This is a genomic window from Candidatus Manganitrophus morganii, from assembly GCA_021651055.1.
Taxonomy (GTDB): domain Bacteria; phylum Nitrospirota; class Nitrospiria; order SBBL01; family Manganitrophaceae; genus Manganitrophus; species Manganitrophus morganii.
In genome coordinates this window covers 3,399,395-3,415,073 of sequence record JAJHOH010000001.1, presented here as the reverse complement: position 1 = coordinate 3,415,073, position 15,679 = coordinate 3,399,395, and the positions used below count along the sequence as shown (strand labels likewise).

The 15,679-nt window shown below is 54.6% G+C and carries 14 protein-coding genes; 2 read left to right on the top strand and 12 right to left on the bottom strand.

Going from position 1 to position 15,679, the window contains the following annotated elements; translation table 11 throughout:
* Positions 1 to 16 precede the first annotated feature (16 nt).
* From MCM46_15635 to MCM46_15605, 7 genes are all read right to left on the bottom strand, one after another.
* Positions 17 to 652, bottom strand: a complete 636-nt coding sequence (locus tag MCM46_15635) for a histidine phosphatase family protein (GenBank protein ID MCG3113247.1) — start codon at positions 650 to 652, stop codon at positions 17 to 19.
* A 28-nt stretch (positions 653 to 680) separates the two neighbouring features.
* A complete protein-coding gene (locus tag MCM46_15630) occupies positions 681 to 1,652 on the bottom strand; it encodes a radical SAM protein (GenBank protein ID MCG3113246.1) in 972 nt (323 codons plus the stop codon).
* Complete coding sequence (locus tag MCM46_15625; protein MCG3113245.1) at positions 1,636 to 2,982, bottom strand: aminoglycoside phosphotransferase family protein; 1,347 nt, start codon at positions 2,980 to 2,982, stop codon at positions 1,636 to 1,638. Before MCM46_15625 ends, MCM46_15630 begins: the two co-directional genes overlap by 17 nt.
* Positions 2,983 to 3,057: 75 nt before the next feature.
* The gene (locus MCM46_15620; protein MCG3113244.1) at positions 3,058 to 5,106 is read right to left on the bottom strand and encodes a heparinase II/III family protein; all 2,049 of its coding nucleotides are present in this window, start codon (positions 5,104 to 5,106) and stop codon (positions 3,058 to 3,060) included.
* Positions 5,103 to 6,437, bottom strand: coding sequence for a glycosyltransferase family 4 protein (locus tag MCM46_15615; protein ID MCG3113243.1), 1,335 nt, complete (start codon positions 6,435 to 6,437; stop codon positions 5,103 to 5,105). The genes MCM46_15620 and MCM46_15615 overlap by 4 nt, the downstream gene beginning before the upstream one ends.
* A gap of 15 nt (positions 6,438 to 6,452) precedes the next feature.
* The gene (locus tag MCM46_15610; GenBank protein ID MCG3113242.1) at positions 6,453 to 7,733 is read right to left on the bottom strand and encodes a hypothetical protein; all 1,281 of its coding nucleotides are present in this window, start codon (positions 7,731 to 7,733) and stop codon (positions 6,453 to 6,455) included.
* A 171-nt stretch (positions 7,734 to 7,904) separates the two neighbouring features.
* Positions 7,905 to 9,017 carry a hypothetical protein gene (locus MCM46_15605; GenBank protein MCG3113241.1) on the bottom strand — a complete coding sequence of 371 codons (1,113 nt, stop codon included), beginning with the start codon at positions 9,015 to 9,017 and terminating at the stop codon, positions 7,905 to 7,907.
* A gap of 176 nt (positions 9,018 to 9,193) precedes the next feature.
* Here MCM46_15605 and MCM46_15600 point away from each other — a divergent pair, with 176 nt between their 5' ends.
* Both MCM46_15600 and MCM46_15595 read left to right on the top strand, forming a co-directional pair.
* A complete protein-coding gene (locus MCM46_15600) occupies positions 9,194 to 9,409 on the top strand; it encodes a hypothetical protein (protein MCG3113240.1) in 216 nt (71 codons plus the stop codon).
* A gap of 514 nt (positions 9,410 to 9,923) precedes the next feature.
* Positions 9,924 to 10,196, top strand: a complete 273-nt coding sequence (locus MCM46_15595) for a TMEM165/GDT1 family protein (GenBank protein MCG3113239.1) — start codon at positions 9,924 to 9,926, stop codon at positions 10,194 to 10,196.
* Positions 10,197 to 10,325: 129 nt separating this feature from the next.
* Here MCM46_15595 and MCM46_15590 read toward each other — a convergent pair whose 3' ends face one another.
* From MCM46_15590 to MCM46_15570, 5 genes are all read right to left on the bottom strand, one after another.
* Positions 10,326 to 10,922: a tetratricopeptide repeat protein gene (locus tag MCM46_15590; GenBank protein ID MCG3113238.1), complete on the bottom strand. Its 597-nt coding sequence runs from the start codon at positions 10,920 to 10,922 to the stop codon at positions 10,326 to 10,328.
* An 80-nt stretch (positions 10,923 to 11,002) separates the two neighbouring features.
* Positions 11,003 to 11,791: a hypothetical protein gene (locus MCM46_15585; GenBank protein ID MCG3113237.1), complete on the bottom strand. Its 789-nt coding sequence runs from the start codon at positions 11,789 to 11,791 to the stop codon at positions 11,003 to 11,005.
* 76 nt (positions 11,792 to 11,867) lie between these two features.
* Positions 11,868 to 13,232, bottom strand: a complete 1,365-nt coding sequence (locus MCM46_15580) for a sigma-54 dependent transcriptional regulator (GenBank protein MCG3113236.1) — start codon at positions 13,230 to 13,232, stop codon at positions 11,868 to 11,870.
* Positions 13,233 to 13,235: 3 nt separating this feature from the next.
* Positions 13,236 to 15,215, bottom strand: coding sequence for an ATP-binding protein (locus MCM46_15575; GenBank protein ID MCG3113235.1), 1,980 nt, complete (start codon positions 15,213 to 15,215; stop codon positions 13,236 to 13,238).
* Between the two features lie 32 nt (positions 15,216 to 15,247).
* Positions 15,248 to 15,586: a response regulator gene (locus MCM46_15570; protein ID MCG3113234.1), complete on the bottom strand. Its 339-nt coding sequence runs from the start codon at positions 15,584 to 15,586 to the stop codon at positions 15,248 to 15,250.
* Positions 15,587 to 15,679: the final 93 nt, after the last annotated feature.

Below are 15,679 nucleotides of genomic sequence, written 5' to 3'. Positions count from 1 at the left end.
CTGTCGATAATAAAGTTCAGACTTTAAAACCGTCATACTTGAGATTCTCATCCAGGGAGATAGTCTTAATGCTCGGATCGTCTCCGAGCGTGATCTCGTACAAATATTTGCTGCTCAGCTTTAACCCCAACACGGAATTAGATGTCCAGCGCATTAAGGCCCCCAGAATCGCCCGATTGGTATTGCGATGGCCGACAATCAGAACGACACCCCCCGCTTCCTTTTGGAGAATCTCGTTGATGCAAGGGGCCACCCGTTGTTCAAGCTCGGAGAAAGTCTCGCCCCCCGGAATCCGATAGGTCAGTCGATCCGCTGACCGAGCGATCCAAAGACGTTGCGCCTCGAGATCTCGTTGATCTCGAAATCTTCCCTGTAAAATACCGAGGTGAATCTCCATGAATGCCTCTTTCTTCTGGATGGAAATCCGATGATGCTCGGCGGTCGGTCTCGCCGTTTCAATAGACCTCTGCAGGGTACTCGTATAGATGGCAGAAAGTTTTTCAGAGCGAATCGCCTTTTCCAGCGCTCGGGCCTGTTTCATCCCCTTTTTGGACAATGGCGGATCAAGCTGTCCCGATATTCTTTTTGTGCCGTTCCATTCACTTTGGCCGTGTCTTATCAGGAATATTTTGGTCGGTTGGGATTCTTTCATTGTCACTCCCTCCCGCAGACCCCTCTGCTCAGCTTGATAAACCCGCGGTAACGGCGGGAGATGCTCTTTCGACAAGACCTAAATGAACCAGTCTGTTCTGATCGACGTTCATCGGGACCTCTTCCCTGACCCGTTTGATCCGCTCGATGAGCGTCCTCTTCACCTCCGGATTCGCTCCCAGCCAGGGGGGAACGGTCGGCTGATCGTAACCGAACTCGACTGTATCGAGCCGGATCTGTTGCGCCAGTGTGATGAAGTCGGGGATCTCCCGAATATTCTCGACGACCAGCGTCATATGCCCGACCAGCTCGATCTTCGACCCGTGACGAGCCTTGGCCTCGACAAGACGCCCGATATTCGCCATCACCTTTTCCCAATTCGAGCCTTGATTGACGATCTCATGCGTGCGTTTGCTCGCGCCGTTGATTGAAAGGATCAGGTAGTCGGAGCCCTTCACGAGCAACTCCGCCCATTCCTCATTGATCAAAAGGCCGTTGGTGATGACGTTGACCTTCTTTCCCAATGTCTCGGTCAAATAGCGATAGCAGTTCCGCCCCTCCGTGATAAAGAGCGGCTCTCCCCCCTGGAACTCGACCACTTTGACGGCATGATAAGGAATTTTATCTTTCCAAACCGCTTCGGTCAGGGCGAGCCGGTCGCGGTGGTCCTGCTTGCACATGATGCAGGCGATATTGCACCCCTCGCCGAACATCAGGCGAACCTTCTTCAAATCGCGCTCCTCGACCGTCAGCCCGGTTTTTCGGACGACGTTGTTCTTCTTCTCCTCCGGCGAGAGAAGGGTGCAGCCTTCAAAACAGTGGAGGGTCCCTTCGATTGAATTCTTTCTGTATTGCTGCATTTTCGGGCCGTTCCAGATTTCCATGAACTCTTTTTCATAAAGATTACCGAGCTTGTCCGGCTGGTATTTGCAGCAAGCATAGACTTCGCCGTATTGATCGACGTAAACGCGGTCCCATAATCTTTTACAGAAGGTTCCCATCCTGCTTCCTCCATGACAGAATTCCAAATTCACTCGATTCAAAACTGATCCGATCGGCCAGCCGGATCAGCCGGTCCAGGATTTCCCGCCTTCCAGGTTTCAACCGTGTTAAGCAGCGGAAAGCGCGCTCATTGATGAGGGCGGCTGCCGTGTACCATCCGAGCTCCGACCGGGAGACGGTCCATGGAACACGTTTCTCATAATGTCGGACAAACAGGTCGCCGATTTTTTCGAGCCGTTCGACCGGCGTCTGCGTCAGGATGCCCCGATAAAGCAGTCCCGCAAGAAAGCTTCCGATGTCCTGGAGCGGGGCCCCGTGACAAAGGTTATCCAGATCGATCAGTGAAACCTTTTCGCCGTCTACCAGGAAATTTTTAAAGTGAAGGTCTCCATGAAGTGTGACGGCCGGATGCGTCTTGACGTGTTTCGACTGGAAAACCAAACGATCGACCACCGGTTGAAGCATTTCCCGACACGACGGCCACGCCGTCGGAAGCACTCGTCTCATCTCCTCTAATTTCACGACCCAATCGTTTAAATCGACCGATCTCGAACAGGACAGCCCGGAGTGATGCAGGGCCGACACCGACACGGCCGCCCCCTCCAAAAGGGCCGAAAAACGAAGATCGGTCATCTCTCGATCCAGAAGGGTTCCGCCCGGCAAGCCGATTTGCCAGAGGCTCTTTGTCTCCGGATCGTAACCGAGCGGTTCTGCCATTCTGAACTGTTCAGTGCGCCTGATCTCGGCGTCCCACAACTGCGCCATCATCCGATGGGCTTCTCTCCCCTCTTCGTTGTAGTAGGTCTTTCCATAGAGGGTCATCACTTTCGTTCTGTTCGATTCGGAATTCTTCAGACGAAGTGAAACCCGGACGGTGCAGGTGTGTTCCGGAACATAATGGACCACTTCATTCGACAATTCGGAAATGATCCACTCCGGTCCAAACGCCGAGCGCATCAGGTCCGGAAGCAGCTTCTCTTTCAAATAAATCGAATCGGTGATCTTCGGCAGTCCCTGAAGCTTACGGTCGTTGGGAAAGACCCAGACCACCATGTCGAGCGCGGGAAGGTGGCTCACCCCCCTTCCGAGAACCGGCATGACACCGGTTTGTAATTGCGCTTTTTTGAACCGGGAGATCGCCCCCCCCTTTTCGAAAATTCGGGTCGAAAGCCGCTGTGTGAAAACTTGTTGTGTCATCCGGTCCCGTATCTCCAATCGATAAGAAACCAGGCAATTCTTTCCCGGTTTGTACTTCACCCGTTCGATCGAACACCCTTGAATCTGCAACCCTCCTTCCGGGAAAAATTCATCCTGAAACAACCTCTTCATCTTTGGCCGATTCAACACATCCGCCAATTGAGGGAGCGCTACATCATGTGGAATGTCTTCATTCCGGATCACCGATCACCTCTGATGATCTTCAGGAAAGATCGTTTTTCCCGACACTGATAATATTCGACTCCGTTCGGCATGAACCCTGACGATTCTTCCCTCCGAATCCTTTCTGACAAACGCGAATGTGCCGTTATATTGCAGGTCATTGAAGAAATACTCCAAACCGATCTCATTTCGAGCCGTAAAGTAGTAATCGCAAAACCGCTCGCCGTTTCGGGTCACGATGATGCAGAGCGCAGATGCTCCCTCCGAGCAATGCCCCCCGGAGCCGCCCGTTACAGAGAGCGCTTCCATGGAAATCCCCGGCGCTTGATCTTTATAAGGATAGAGAACCGTGTGATAGGAGACATTCGTTCCGTGGCGGATAAACCGGAGGACCGGCGCCGGATGTTTCACCCCATAGGTCCGGGAGAGATATCCCTGTTCGAGGTGCAGCTTGGCTTCGGGATCGAGCGCCTGCGCGACGACAAGATGGGGTGAATTCACCAGGAGCGTGTCGCTCTTTAAGGAAACGGAGACCTTTTGGTGCGCCTCGTCCGAGAGATGGAACAGAAGGTCATAGTCATGAGGCTGTTGCGCGATGAGAAAATCGGAAACGATCCAGTACTCCGGACAGACAAAAAAGACCTTCCGCTCATGCACCGCTTCATATTCATGGCTTCGAGCGACCCCGTGGAGATAATCGAACCCGCGGCCGCAGATAAAACGCTTCATCTCCCGATCCGGCGGGGGTCCTTTGATTTTGAATTTCTTTTTGTCGAAGCGATACGCCGTCTGGTTTTTTCCATCGACCATCACCGTGTTGTGATAAGCGGTGCCTCGGAAGCGGGCCCGCCAGTTCGTCTCGCCCGACTCATCATAGGTGTAGCGTCCCGGATCGACGATCAGCGACCGGCCGTACCCCGCGACCTCGATGCTCAGCAGATCGAGATGCCCGTGGTTTCCCTCCCCCAACGGGCCGCAATCGAAGACAAGGTATCGCTCGTCTTCATAAGGCTCCGCCCCGTTTCCCCGGCCGCTTCGGAGGATGTAATAGCCGGCGGCGGGAAATCCTTTTGATCGAAGCGCCGGCGGCCGTCCCCCCTTCCCCTTAGAGGCGGCATAAAGCAGCTCCTCCGAGCCGTAAAGCCGATACCCCTGGGCGAGAAGATCGAGAAAGCTCCGGACATCCCCGTCGCTCAGGGAAGGAATGAATCCATCCGGCTTGTGGACATAAAGGGAAAATGTGAGCGCCTTTTGGATAAGCGAATCGAACTCCCCCGGCATGCCGATCCCGTTCAGGGCCGCCAGCCTTCGAATCCCGAGGTAGTTTTTCAAAACAAGATGATGGTAGTCGGTCGAGAGCTCGCAGTGAACGCCGTCGGGGAGGAGGTCGGTTTGTATGTTCTTCAGCAGCTCGTTTTTAGAAAACGCAAGCCACTCCTCCGCCCCTTTCATCTCCGGAAAAACAACGGCGGCCAAAAAGATCGCGTAGAGCTCGAGCGTCCTGTGATTCCGCGCCGGGGTAAGATGCTCGCGGAGATGGTTTACCTGACGATAGATCGATTCGAGGAATTTTACGTAGAAATCGGGCGAGACGGCGGGGGTCGGACCCGACGTCACGAAATAATAATGCGCAAAGATCCAGTTCTGGATCCGGCGGCCGGCGACGTCGCTCGGAAGGAAATCGAGGGGAACGGAGTCGATCCAGGAGGAGGTTAGCGCCATCCACTTCTCGGCGTATCGAGGATCCTGGGTTTCCCGGTAAGCCATGCCAAGGCCGACCGCGTAATAAAATTTGTGGAGGAGGATCAGCCATTCGACATCCCGGCTGGGGTTGGCTTTCCAGTCGATCGGATCGGGCAATGGGTGCGACTCGTGATTGAACTCGAACCGGTTTCTCAGGATGTCATCTATTTTTTCCCTCCCCGTTTCATTCTCATCGACGACCGGAAAATAGTCGATTTCCGTCCGTGTTCGATAATAGGTGAGAACCTGTTCGGCCGTCTCGAAGCATTGAGACCGGCGAAAAAGGCCGATCCCCTTTTTCGGCGGAGCCTGGTTTCCCCGATGGGTCATAAAGGTCGAAGCCTCCCCTCTTTGATCGACGAGAGAAACAATGCTCTCAGCGCCTGCGTGGTCTTTGTGGAATCAAAGTGCGTGCAGACCCTTCTGCGGGCGGCGGTGCCCAACAGCGTTCTCAAGTCTGGATCTTTGAGGATCGTTTCAAGCGCCAGGGCCAATTCGGTGGGGTCTTTCTGAGGGACCAATAAGCCGTTGCGTCGGTGCTCGATCAGCTCCGGAATCCCCGAGATCATCGTGGAGACGACCGGCCGCCGCATCGACATCGCTTCCACCAGGACATTCGGAATGCCGTCGCGATCGCCGTTCTCAACGATCTGGCAGGGGAGAACGAAGACGGCGCACTCCGCATAAATCCGCTTCAACGCCTCGTGGGTCACCGCCTCTTCCAAGGAAACAATCTTTTCAAGCCCCAAATCCCCGATCAGTTCTTTCAGCAGCGGGCTCTGCTCGTCCGCCTCCCCGATGATCCTGCATCGGAAGGGATGGCCGCGTTCTTTCAGAATCGCACACGCCCTGACCAGATGAACAAAGCCTTTCTTCTCGACAAAGCGCCCTACCGACAGAATCAGCGGCACCGGCTCGGAGGTCTTCTGATCTTCATCAGGCATGAAAAAGGAGGTGTCCAGGCCGTGGTAAACCGTGTAGATCGATTCGGCCTTCGGGCAGAGACTTTTGAGATAAATGCGATTCGCCTCGGTGCAGGTCACCACAAAGTCGGCTTTTTCGGTTTTTTCCTTCAGCAGGTCCCCTGGGTTCAGCTTTCGCAGATAAATATCCTTGGCGTGGGCCGTAAAGCTGAACGAGATGCCGGTGAGCCGGCTGACAAACATCGCGATGGTCGTCGAGCCATGGCAAAAGTGGGCGTGCAGGTGCCGTATGTTCCTTGCCTCGATCACCTGCCGCGCAATCAATCCGGCCTGAACAAATTCTTTAATGAAGACCTTCTTCGGTCGATCGAAGAAAGACGACCGATACTGAAAGCTCATCTTCATCGCCTCTCTCAGCGTCTTCAGGTAAACGCGCGGACGTAGTCTGAACAGGCGAAAGTGATCTCTCCTAAACTTGGGAAGATGAACCCAAAGCCATTTGAGAAAGGGGGTCTCCGAAAGGGAGCCGACCTCCGGAAGATAAATGACCGGTGACTTGAGTTGATCGATCGTCTCGTGATGCTTCTGTATCCCCGGTTTTTTGACTGAGAAAACCCTCAATCTGGTTCCCGCTTTTTCAAGCTGATAAATCTCGTTCGAGATAAATGTCTCGGAGAGACGAGGAAATTCTTTCATGATATAGGCAATTTCAAATGGATCGGCTGGCTCTGTCGGCATGTTTTTCATCCTGACCTACTGAACGGATAGAGGTTGAACATGATCTCCGGGTTGAGCCGGGCCCGGACGGTCGAATCGATAGACCGGTTGGTCGTCATTTTCCATCGACTCGGAATCGGATAGAAGCCGTAAGATCCGATCCCGGATCTGAGGGAGCGCGTTCATTTCGAGAGGGAATCGGGGGGGAGGGAGCCCAATTCCCTCCGCGCTGAGTTCCTCCAGAAGGACGTGAGCCAGCGCTTGCGGCGTAAGATGATCCGGATGAATCGTACGAAGAAGTCCCAACCGGTCCATCCGTTCCGCCCGAAGGAGCTGCTCCTTCACCGGGTGAACCCGGGGAACCACAATGGCCCGCTTATTGAGCGAAAGGATTTCGCAGATCGTATTGTATCCGGCCATGGAAATGACGACGTCGGACGCGTCCATATAGCTCATCAGGTCATTGGTAAATTCTGTGATTTGCACCGACGGTCTGCCGGCCGCCGTTTGGAACAACTGTTTTCTCTGCGCCTCGGGCATCTCCGGTCCGCAGATGATCAGGCTGCGGATGTTCAGAGCCTTCGGGAGGTGCTCCAGGCCGGAGAGGTAGCTCTTCACGAGGCGATATCCGTCTTCACCTCCTCCCGGTGTGACCAGGACCAATTTCTCATCGGTTAGCTGAAGCTCATTTCGGACCGCATCGCGTCCCATGAGGCCGGCCTCCCGGCGGATATAGCCGCAAAGCTGCACCTTCCCGGACACGGAGGGGGGCATCCGATACTCTTTCCTGGGATCGAAGACCTCGGACGAGCCGACCACCAGGACCAGATCGTAGAAGAGGCGGATCGCCTCTTGATATCGATTCTGCTTCCAGACTTTGATCGTCGCTTCCGGACTGTCGAGAATATCCCGGAGCAAGAGGACCTGTTTGGTTTCGGGAAGATGGATCTTCAGATAGTTGAGCACTCCCTTTAATTCTTTTTTCACGCCGTACGGCTTCTTGTCGACCAGGAAAAGATCGGGCTTGAAGTGAGAGGCCGCGGAGAGAATCAATTCGGAGCGAAGCCGCATCGTCTCCCCGATGTCGGTGCCGAGATACTTTACCGAGTACCCCTCTTGTTCCGTTCGACGGAGACAGGGGAGCTTGATGTAGTCGATCCGCTGCGGAATCCGGAAGGTGTGGACCATCGGAGAGCCGGAAACGATCAGGATCGAGAGATCGGGGATGGAGTCGATCAAATATTTGCAGATCGAGAGCATCCGGCGGATGTTCCCCAAGCCGAAGGTGTCGTGCGAGTAAACCATCAGTTTTTTCATTCTCTTCTCACATGGATGACGAGCCGCACTGTTGTTGAAAGAATATTTCCTTGGGCTTGGGCTGTTGAGAGAGGAAAGCGCGAGCCTCTGAACGAAAAAATCTTAAAGGCGATTTGTCCGCCGCTCCGGGCGGCGGGGGAATTCCCCGCCGCCCGGCTGTGACAGGTTGATTTATCCAGGCGTCTCGGCAAGGTCCGAAACGGACGGGTTGTCGTCGCCGCTCACCCGCACGGCGCTGTCGTCGATGACGGTCGTGCCCGCCTGTGCGGTGCTCTCCACCATGTCGGAGACAGATGGATTGTCGTCAAATCCCCTCGTGGCGGTGGCGGACTGAGCGAAGACCTCCGTATGCTTGGGAAACTCGCCGGTGATGATTTTTGCGAGAGGCGTTCCGTGACGCTCATCCTTGGTCCGGCCGTCGAGATAGACCGATCCCATGCATTCGCCCCGATCGACAACTTCAGCAGAGCACTGTCCCACCTCTGCCGACAGGGCCTCCGCGCTCGATCCGGCCAGCGCTGCGTTGAACGCCCCCGACAGATCAAAAAGGAGAACGGCATCGACCGGCGTCGGCTGACTGGAGGCACCCCCGCTGAAAGGAATGATCACCTCCCAGCGATGATCGGTGACGAATATGAAACTTGTGCAAGAAGAGAACCCCGCGGCCTCCGATCCGATACCGATCACCCCCTCGACCCAGACGCTCGGCCGCCGCTTCGTATTGTTATCGAGAACCTTCGACCGAAAAAGGGCGGCATCGCTTACATTGAGGATCGGCATCGCCTCATCTTCGATCCGTTTGATCCGATACTTCACGCTGCTGTAATTCCCCTCCGGCACATCGACCGTGATCGCCTCTCCGACGTTGGCGTCGGTGTTGGTCAGGTCGAGCGCGAAGGGGCCAAACTCGGGGCTCGTCGCGCTCGACGGTTCCCGGTTGAACTCGACTTCATCGACAATGGCATAGGCCTGGTTGATCCACACCTTGCCGCCGGAAACCGCAAAAGAGGTCGGCGCATCGGAGACGCAGGGCGCCGCCTGCGCGAAGGCCTGGCGCGGACCCAAGCGCCATCCCTTTCCAAAAAGATTCGACGCAAAAACCGGTTTTGAAGACGCATTCTCATTGGGGATCGCCGTCGCCCCCAATTTTTGAATCGATAAGATTCCCAACGTCGGGTTTCCGGCTCCTCCTCCGTCCGATCCCCCCTCGCCCCCCCCTCCGCCGCAGGCAGCGATGGTCAGTCCGATCACGATCATCATCCAGAACCTCAAAAGTGTTTTCATATTTGCACTCCTTATTTTAAGTAAGATTAGATCCGCCGTGATTGTCGATGAACAGATCCCTAAAGCAAACAGTATGCCGATCTCCAAACCGGGATAAAATATCGACGTCAGGAGCGGCGCTTCCTCCTTCAAAATGGGCGGTGAACCGATTGATAACTAAAAAGAGAGAAAAATTGATGACCCGGCTCTACAACACCGATCTCCTCGCCCTGCGGTACATTCCCGGTGAAGGGGATGCCGGCGGCGGGGTGATGGGATTCCGGCAGTGGTCGCCGGTTTTCCCCCTTAAAGAACCGGCGATAGATTGGTTCATCATTGCCGGAGCCAACAGCGGCAGCAATCCTTTTGGGGGATTTAACCCAACATTGGGTGAAAACTCCCACCGAACCTAAGAAAAAATTTCGTCGATAACCGCAATCATTCTCGTTTTTATGAATTGATAGCGGCATCTCAGTTGCATCGTTCCTGTGTGTTAACACTGGTAAAATCATTCGGGAGAAAAGATAATGAATCGATTTAATTATTCAGTCATCTTGGCAGGAGGATTTTTCATCGCACTCTTAGGATCGGTTTCTTGTTTTTCGGCCGGACGGGACGATGCTCAGGCAGGGGTGAAATTGCGGGGAGAGATCTCTGTCAATGACAGTCAATCAGACAGCACCCCATCTGGAATTAAAAGCCCTGAGGAGGGTTCGCGTGATGAAGCCTCAGAGCATCGGGCTTACAAAGGAGATCGAAAAAGTTCTCTTCGAAGCCGGGGGCGTGACGATCAGGGAATCTTGACCCGGGACGAAGATTATCGCTATGATGATCGCGCTCGAAAACGTCATCGGTGATTGGATACGGAACAAAACCAAGACGTCATGAGGCCACATTGCGGCATGATTATTAACGAAGGAGCCGGGAATGCAGAAACTCGTCATTATTTTCATAACTGTCTTTCTGGCCGAACTGGGGGACAAAACGCAGCTTGCGACGCTTTTCTATGCGACAGATCAGAATGTCGGTAAGACCGGGATTTTCTTCGCTTCCGCAGGGGCGCTGGTTCTCAGCACGGCCGTTGCCGTCATTTTCGGAGGAAAAATCTCCTCGATCGTCTCGCCCATCGTGTTGAAGGCAATCTCCGGATCAGGATTCGTTTTAATCGGATTTTGGATGTTGTTCCAAACGATCAGGTAAAAAATGAACACGCACGCGCGTCGCATTCCTCGCCCCTTGGGGCGCGGGTTAGACGCGCGAATACAAATAGATGTTTTCTCCTTTCGGGTCGAAGATTCCACGCTGCTTGCGGCTGGGAGCTTCAATTCCTTAGTGCGCTTTTCTCAACCGCTTTAAATGTTCCTCAGCCTCTTGCCGCCATTCCGGATCGGGTTCCTGCTGTAAAAACCGCTCAAGCAGTGCGAAGGCATCCTTTCCTTTCCCATCCTGATCGTAGAGCAGGGCGAGGTTATAGAGGGCGCGTGGCTGGTTTGGATGATTACGAAGCACCTCTTCATAAATCTCTTTGGCCTTTGCGATCTCTCCCCGTTCGATATAAAGATGGGCGAGGTTTAACCGGGTGGGGAGATGTCCCGGATCGATCTCCAAGGCCTGCAGATAGGCGTTGAATTCCTCGTCGGGAAGATTTTTGAAGTTGTAGACCAATCCGATGTTGTAATAAGCCCGGACATATCGCGGATCGGCGGCGAGGACCTTCTGAAATTCGAGAAAGGCGAGATCATACTCTCCGCTCCGCAAATAGGAGACGCCCAGATCGTTTCTGGCGCGGAGATCGTCCGGACGGTTTTTCAGATGTTCCAGATAAAACCGAACCGCCTCACCATGCTCTTCCCGAGCGGTTGCTTCCAGCCCCCGCAGGTGTAAACTGGAGGCACATGAGGCGAGGACAAGCCAGGAACAGAACAAGGTGGCAACCTTGCGTCCCCAGGAAAAGCGTTCGAGTGGTAATTCTGATGGAAACACCCGCTGCAACATCTCCGCCGCCCTTACTTTAAACGATCTTCTTCCCGTTTCGATCTTGCCAGCATCACGTCCGACAGGGTAAATAGAGCCCCGACCCGCTCTGCATAACGCTCAACCGCCTGATCGAGGACGGCCAGTCTCTCTTCCAGGAGTTGGATCTGGCGGTCGATCGGCTTTTTTTCGATCCCCCTGGGGAATCCCTGAACTCGGGCCAGGGTCCGTTTGATCTTGAGTTCTTCCAGAAGAAGCCGTCTCTCTTCCTCTATTTCTTTCCGTTTTTTGTCGAGTGTTTCCGCGTCGTTTCTAAGCAACACCGCCATCTCCCTCATCTCGACCGGGGAGGCCCCCTCCAGATCGGGCACCTCAATCTCGGGAAGCGCGGCGATATGAAGCGAACGGGGCCGCCGCAGCGCCTCGCGCGCCTGCATCTTGGCCAGCACCGAGCGATGAATTTGGTCGGCCCGCTGCCCCTCGCCCCGTTGCATCGATCCCTCCGCCTCGCGAAGGAGAGAATTGATCTCCTCTCCCATCAAATCATAGAGAAGCTCGACCTTTTTCTCACGCTCGGATTGGAGCGTCTGCTCCAGTTTCTTCAACTCCCGCCGATCGAGGAGGATTTCCCTCAAGCGGGAGAGAAGCCCTTCGAGCCGGATCTGATGAAGGACGCCGGCCGTTTTTTGCGACTTGAGGGCTTGGACCTCGCGCGAGACCTCCTCGGATTGGCGCGCCGACCGATCGAGTTGATTCAATACCTGCTGGAACGTCGTCTCCAGGGCGTGGATCTCTGCAAGAAGCGGATCAGACCGATCCACTGCGTGAGAAATTCCGGAGGAGATCCCGATGGCGAACCACAAAATAGCTAAAATGACACCGTAACGCGAAAATCTTTTAAACCCTCCCCTCATCCAACAGCCCATACTTGCGCATTTTATACTGAAGCGAGCTGCGATGCAGCCGGAGCATCCTGGCCGCTTGTGTCTGATTTCCCGCCGTCTCATCCAGGGTCTTTTTGATAATGTCACGCTCTAACATCTCCAAGCGCTCGGTCAGGCCTAACTCGGTCGACTCCCCATTCGATCCCGCAGGGGTTGAAACCAGTTGGAGCTCCGGAGGAAGATCGCCCGCCTTAATGATCTCCCCCTCTGCAAGAACGCCAGCCCGTTCGATGACATTCTCCAACTCCCGCACGTTCCCGGGCCAGGCGTAGAGGGTCAGCAGGTCGAGCGCCTCCGGGAGCATTTCGAGGCTCTTATGAAGCTCACGACTGAACTTTTGCAAGAAGTACGCCGTCAATTCCGGTATATCTCCATGCCGTTCTCTCAAGGGGGGGAGATTGATTTCAATCACCCGAATTCGGTAATAAAGGTCTTCTCTGAAGCGATGCTCCTGGATTTCCCTTTTTAAATCGCGGTTTGTTGCAGCGATCAACCGGACGTCGACCCGGATGGTTTTTGTTCCGCCGACCCGCTGAATTTCCCTCTCCTGTAAAAATCGGAGGAGTTTCACCTGAAGGGGAAGGGGAAGCTCTCCGACCTCATCCAGAAAAAGAGTCCCCCCTTCGGCCAGCTCCAACCGGCCTTTCTTTTGGGCCGCGGCCCCCGTGAAGGCCCCTTTCTCATATCCAAAGAGTTCGCTCTCCAGCAAATTCTCAGGGATCGCCCCGCAGTTGACCGCAATAAACGGACCGGCTTTGCGCGGGCCCATTTCGTGGATCCCCCTCGCCACCATCTCTTTTCCCGTTCCGGTCTCTCCGAGAATCAAAACCGGTGAGGGATGAGGGGCCACCTTCTCTATGAGTCGATAGATCTGCTGCATCCGGTCCGAACGGCCGATCATCCGGCCGACGGCGCGATTGAGTGTTTCTCGCAGGTAGCTGTTTTCCGTCAGGAGCCTTCGTTGCTCTATGGCCTTCTCCACCCGCGCTTCGATCTCGGTCAGGGAAAACGGTTTGAGAAGATAATCAAACGCCCCTTGCCGCATCGCCTCCACGGCGCTCTCCACCGTTCCGAACGCCGTGACCATCAAGACCGGGGTCTGCGGTGCCCTTTTTTTAACCTCGCGAAGAACCTGGAGCCCGTCGATCACCCCCATCTGAAGATCGGTAATCACCAGATCGATCTCCATCTCGTTAAAGCGCTCCAGCGCCTCCGCGCCGCTTCCCGCCTCGATGACGTCATGCCCTTTTTCAGAGAAAAGACGGACCAGGGATCGCCGCATCGCCTCTTTGTCTTCCGCAATCAACATTCGGATCATTGTTTACCCCATAATGGAATTGTGAACTTCCGCTGTAGATTTCTCCAGACGCATCTGGATGGAGAAAACCGTTCCCTTCCCTTCGCTTGTTTCAAAAGTCAGACTTCCTCCATGTCCACGGACAATCCGCTCGGAAATCGCAAGGCCCAGTCCCGTCCCTCCCTGCTTCGTCGTAAAAAAGGGGCGAAAGATCTTCTCCCGGTGTGCAGAGGGAATCCCCGGGCCTGTATCGGAGATACGAAGGAAGAAATAAGGGTCGACGATCTCGGCTTCGATCCGCAGTTCTCCTTCTTTTCCCATTGCCTGAAACGCATTCTGAATGAGGTTGAGGAGGACCCGCCGAAATTCAATCGGGTCGACAGACACCTTGGGGAACGACTCCGGGATTTTATTCCGAACGACGATCTCCTCCGGTTTTCCCGAGGGAGCGGCCAATGAAAGGGCCGCGTCGACAATCTCCCGGAGATCCGTTTTCTCAAAATGGAGGAGCGGCATTCGCGCATAAATCAGAAATTCCGTGACAAACCGATTTAGATGCCTGATTTCCGCGACCAGGTCTCGACTCAGTTCTTCAAGCTCTCTCTCATCGGAATCGGACGCGCCCGTCCCGTCCGGGTGGGATCTTCTCCCCTTGACCCTGCGGCTGAGCAGTTCGCCCAAGGCCTGAATTGCGGCGAGCGGATTTCGAATTTCATGCGCCATCCCGGCGGAGAGCTCACCGAGAAGCGCCATCTGCCGCTTCATCGTGACCTCCTCCTGAAGATTTTTCACCTCGGTGAGATCAGCAAAAACGGCTGTCGCGCCGATCTCTCTTCCGCCCTGGTCTTTAATCGGGGAAGCCATCGCACCGATCCATCGTTTTCCCTTGGAGGGATCTTCGACCGGGAACTCTTCCCAGGCCGCCTCGCTCCCGGTCGTCACTGCGATCATGATGATTTTTTCCAAGGGGGAGCAGACACCCAGCCGCCCCTGAACCGGCTGATCCAGAAGGACCGATGAAAAGAGACCCAGGATGTTCTCCGCCGCCGGGTTGCACGAGGTGATCTCACCTTTGAGATTCACCCCCAAAACTCCGCTCGGGATGCTTTTCAGAAGCGTCTGACTGTATCCTTCGAGAATCTCCGCCCTGGCGCGCTCTTCATCGTACATCCGGCGAAGCAGCGCATCCTTCGTTTGGATCTGCCCAATCATCCGGTTAAAATGTCTTCCGAGGTCGCCCAGCTCATCGTTTCGCTTCAAATTGACTTGCGGGTAGCCTCTCTCATTTCCGATCTGCTCGGTGGCGGAGGTCAGGATTTGGATCGGACGGATCATCGAGCGGGAGAGAAAAAAGCTGATTAGGATAATCAATCCCCCGCTGGCCAGAGTGATTCCGATGAACTGGCGGCGAATCCGATCCATGATCTGCATGAAATCTACCCCTACCTCAACCCCGACCCCCGCAATGATCCGTCCTTGTTCATCCCTCAAAGGGGCATACCCGGCCTTATAGAATCGGCTGTCTCGTCCCCGGTAAAGAACGGATGAGACCGCACGTCCGCGCCATACTTGGTCAAGTTCATAAGCGTCGATCTGGAGAAGAAGATCCTCTTCTCCGATCGTCTGCGTTCCGTCTAAATCGACGATCACCCTGTTTTGTCGATCAAAGAGATGGATGTCTTTGACCTGGGTGGCCTCTCGAATCTTTTCCAGTTCCTCCAGGATAAGCCGATAAAGAGAGGTCTCTTCATCCCCCGGCTGAATTCTCACCAGAAAGGCGGGATTCACCGTCCGAGCAATCAAATCGGCCACCCCCACCAACCGGCGGGACAATTCCGCATCGAGCGCCTCGCTTGCAGAGGAAAAGAAAAGCCATCCGCTGAATGAAAACACGGTCACGATTAAAAAAATATAGGGAATGATGAACTTAAAAAAAAGGCGACTGCGGAAAGTCGGCTGGTTGATCGAACCGAATCGGGAAGACTGTTGGACCGGAGGGGTCATGCGATTCTCATTTATTGTTTGCTTCCTGGTTGTCAGCAAGAGCTTTTTTCTTCAAGGTTGCGGATCTTGGCTTTTAATGCCCGGAGAATAATGGGCTTTGCGAGAAAGGCCGCCGCGCCCGATTCGAATGCCCTGTTTTTCACTTCCGGAGTATCACGAGCGGTCATAACGATGGCCGGGAGTCGAGGGTGAACCGCTCGAATCTCCCTGAGCAGGTTGAGGCCGTCATAATCGGGAAGACCGACATCCAGGATAAGAAGATCGACTGAAGCAACATTCAATATTTTCCAAGCATCCGCCCCGCTCCCCGCTTCCATGACCTCATATCCCTCGCGGCGCAGACTAATCGCGATGTTCTTCTGAAGGATCAATTCATCCTCGATGACCAAAATCCGATTTCTCAAGATCGTTTTCTCACGCGCACTGAAATTATCCCGACCTACAATCCCTATCCGGGCGCCATT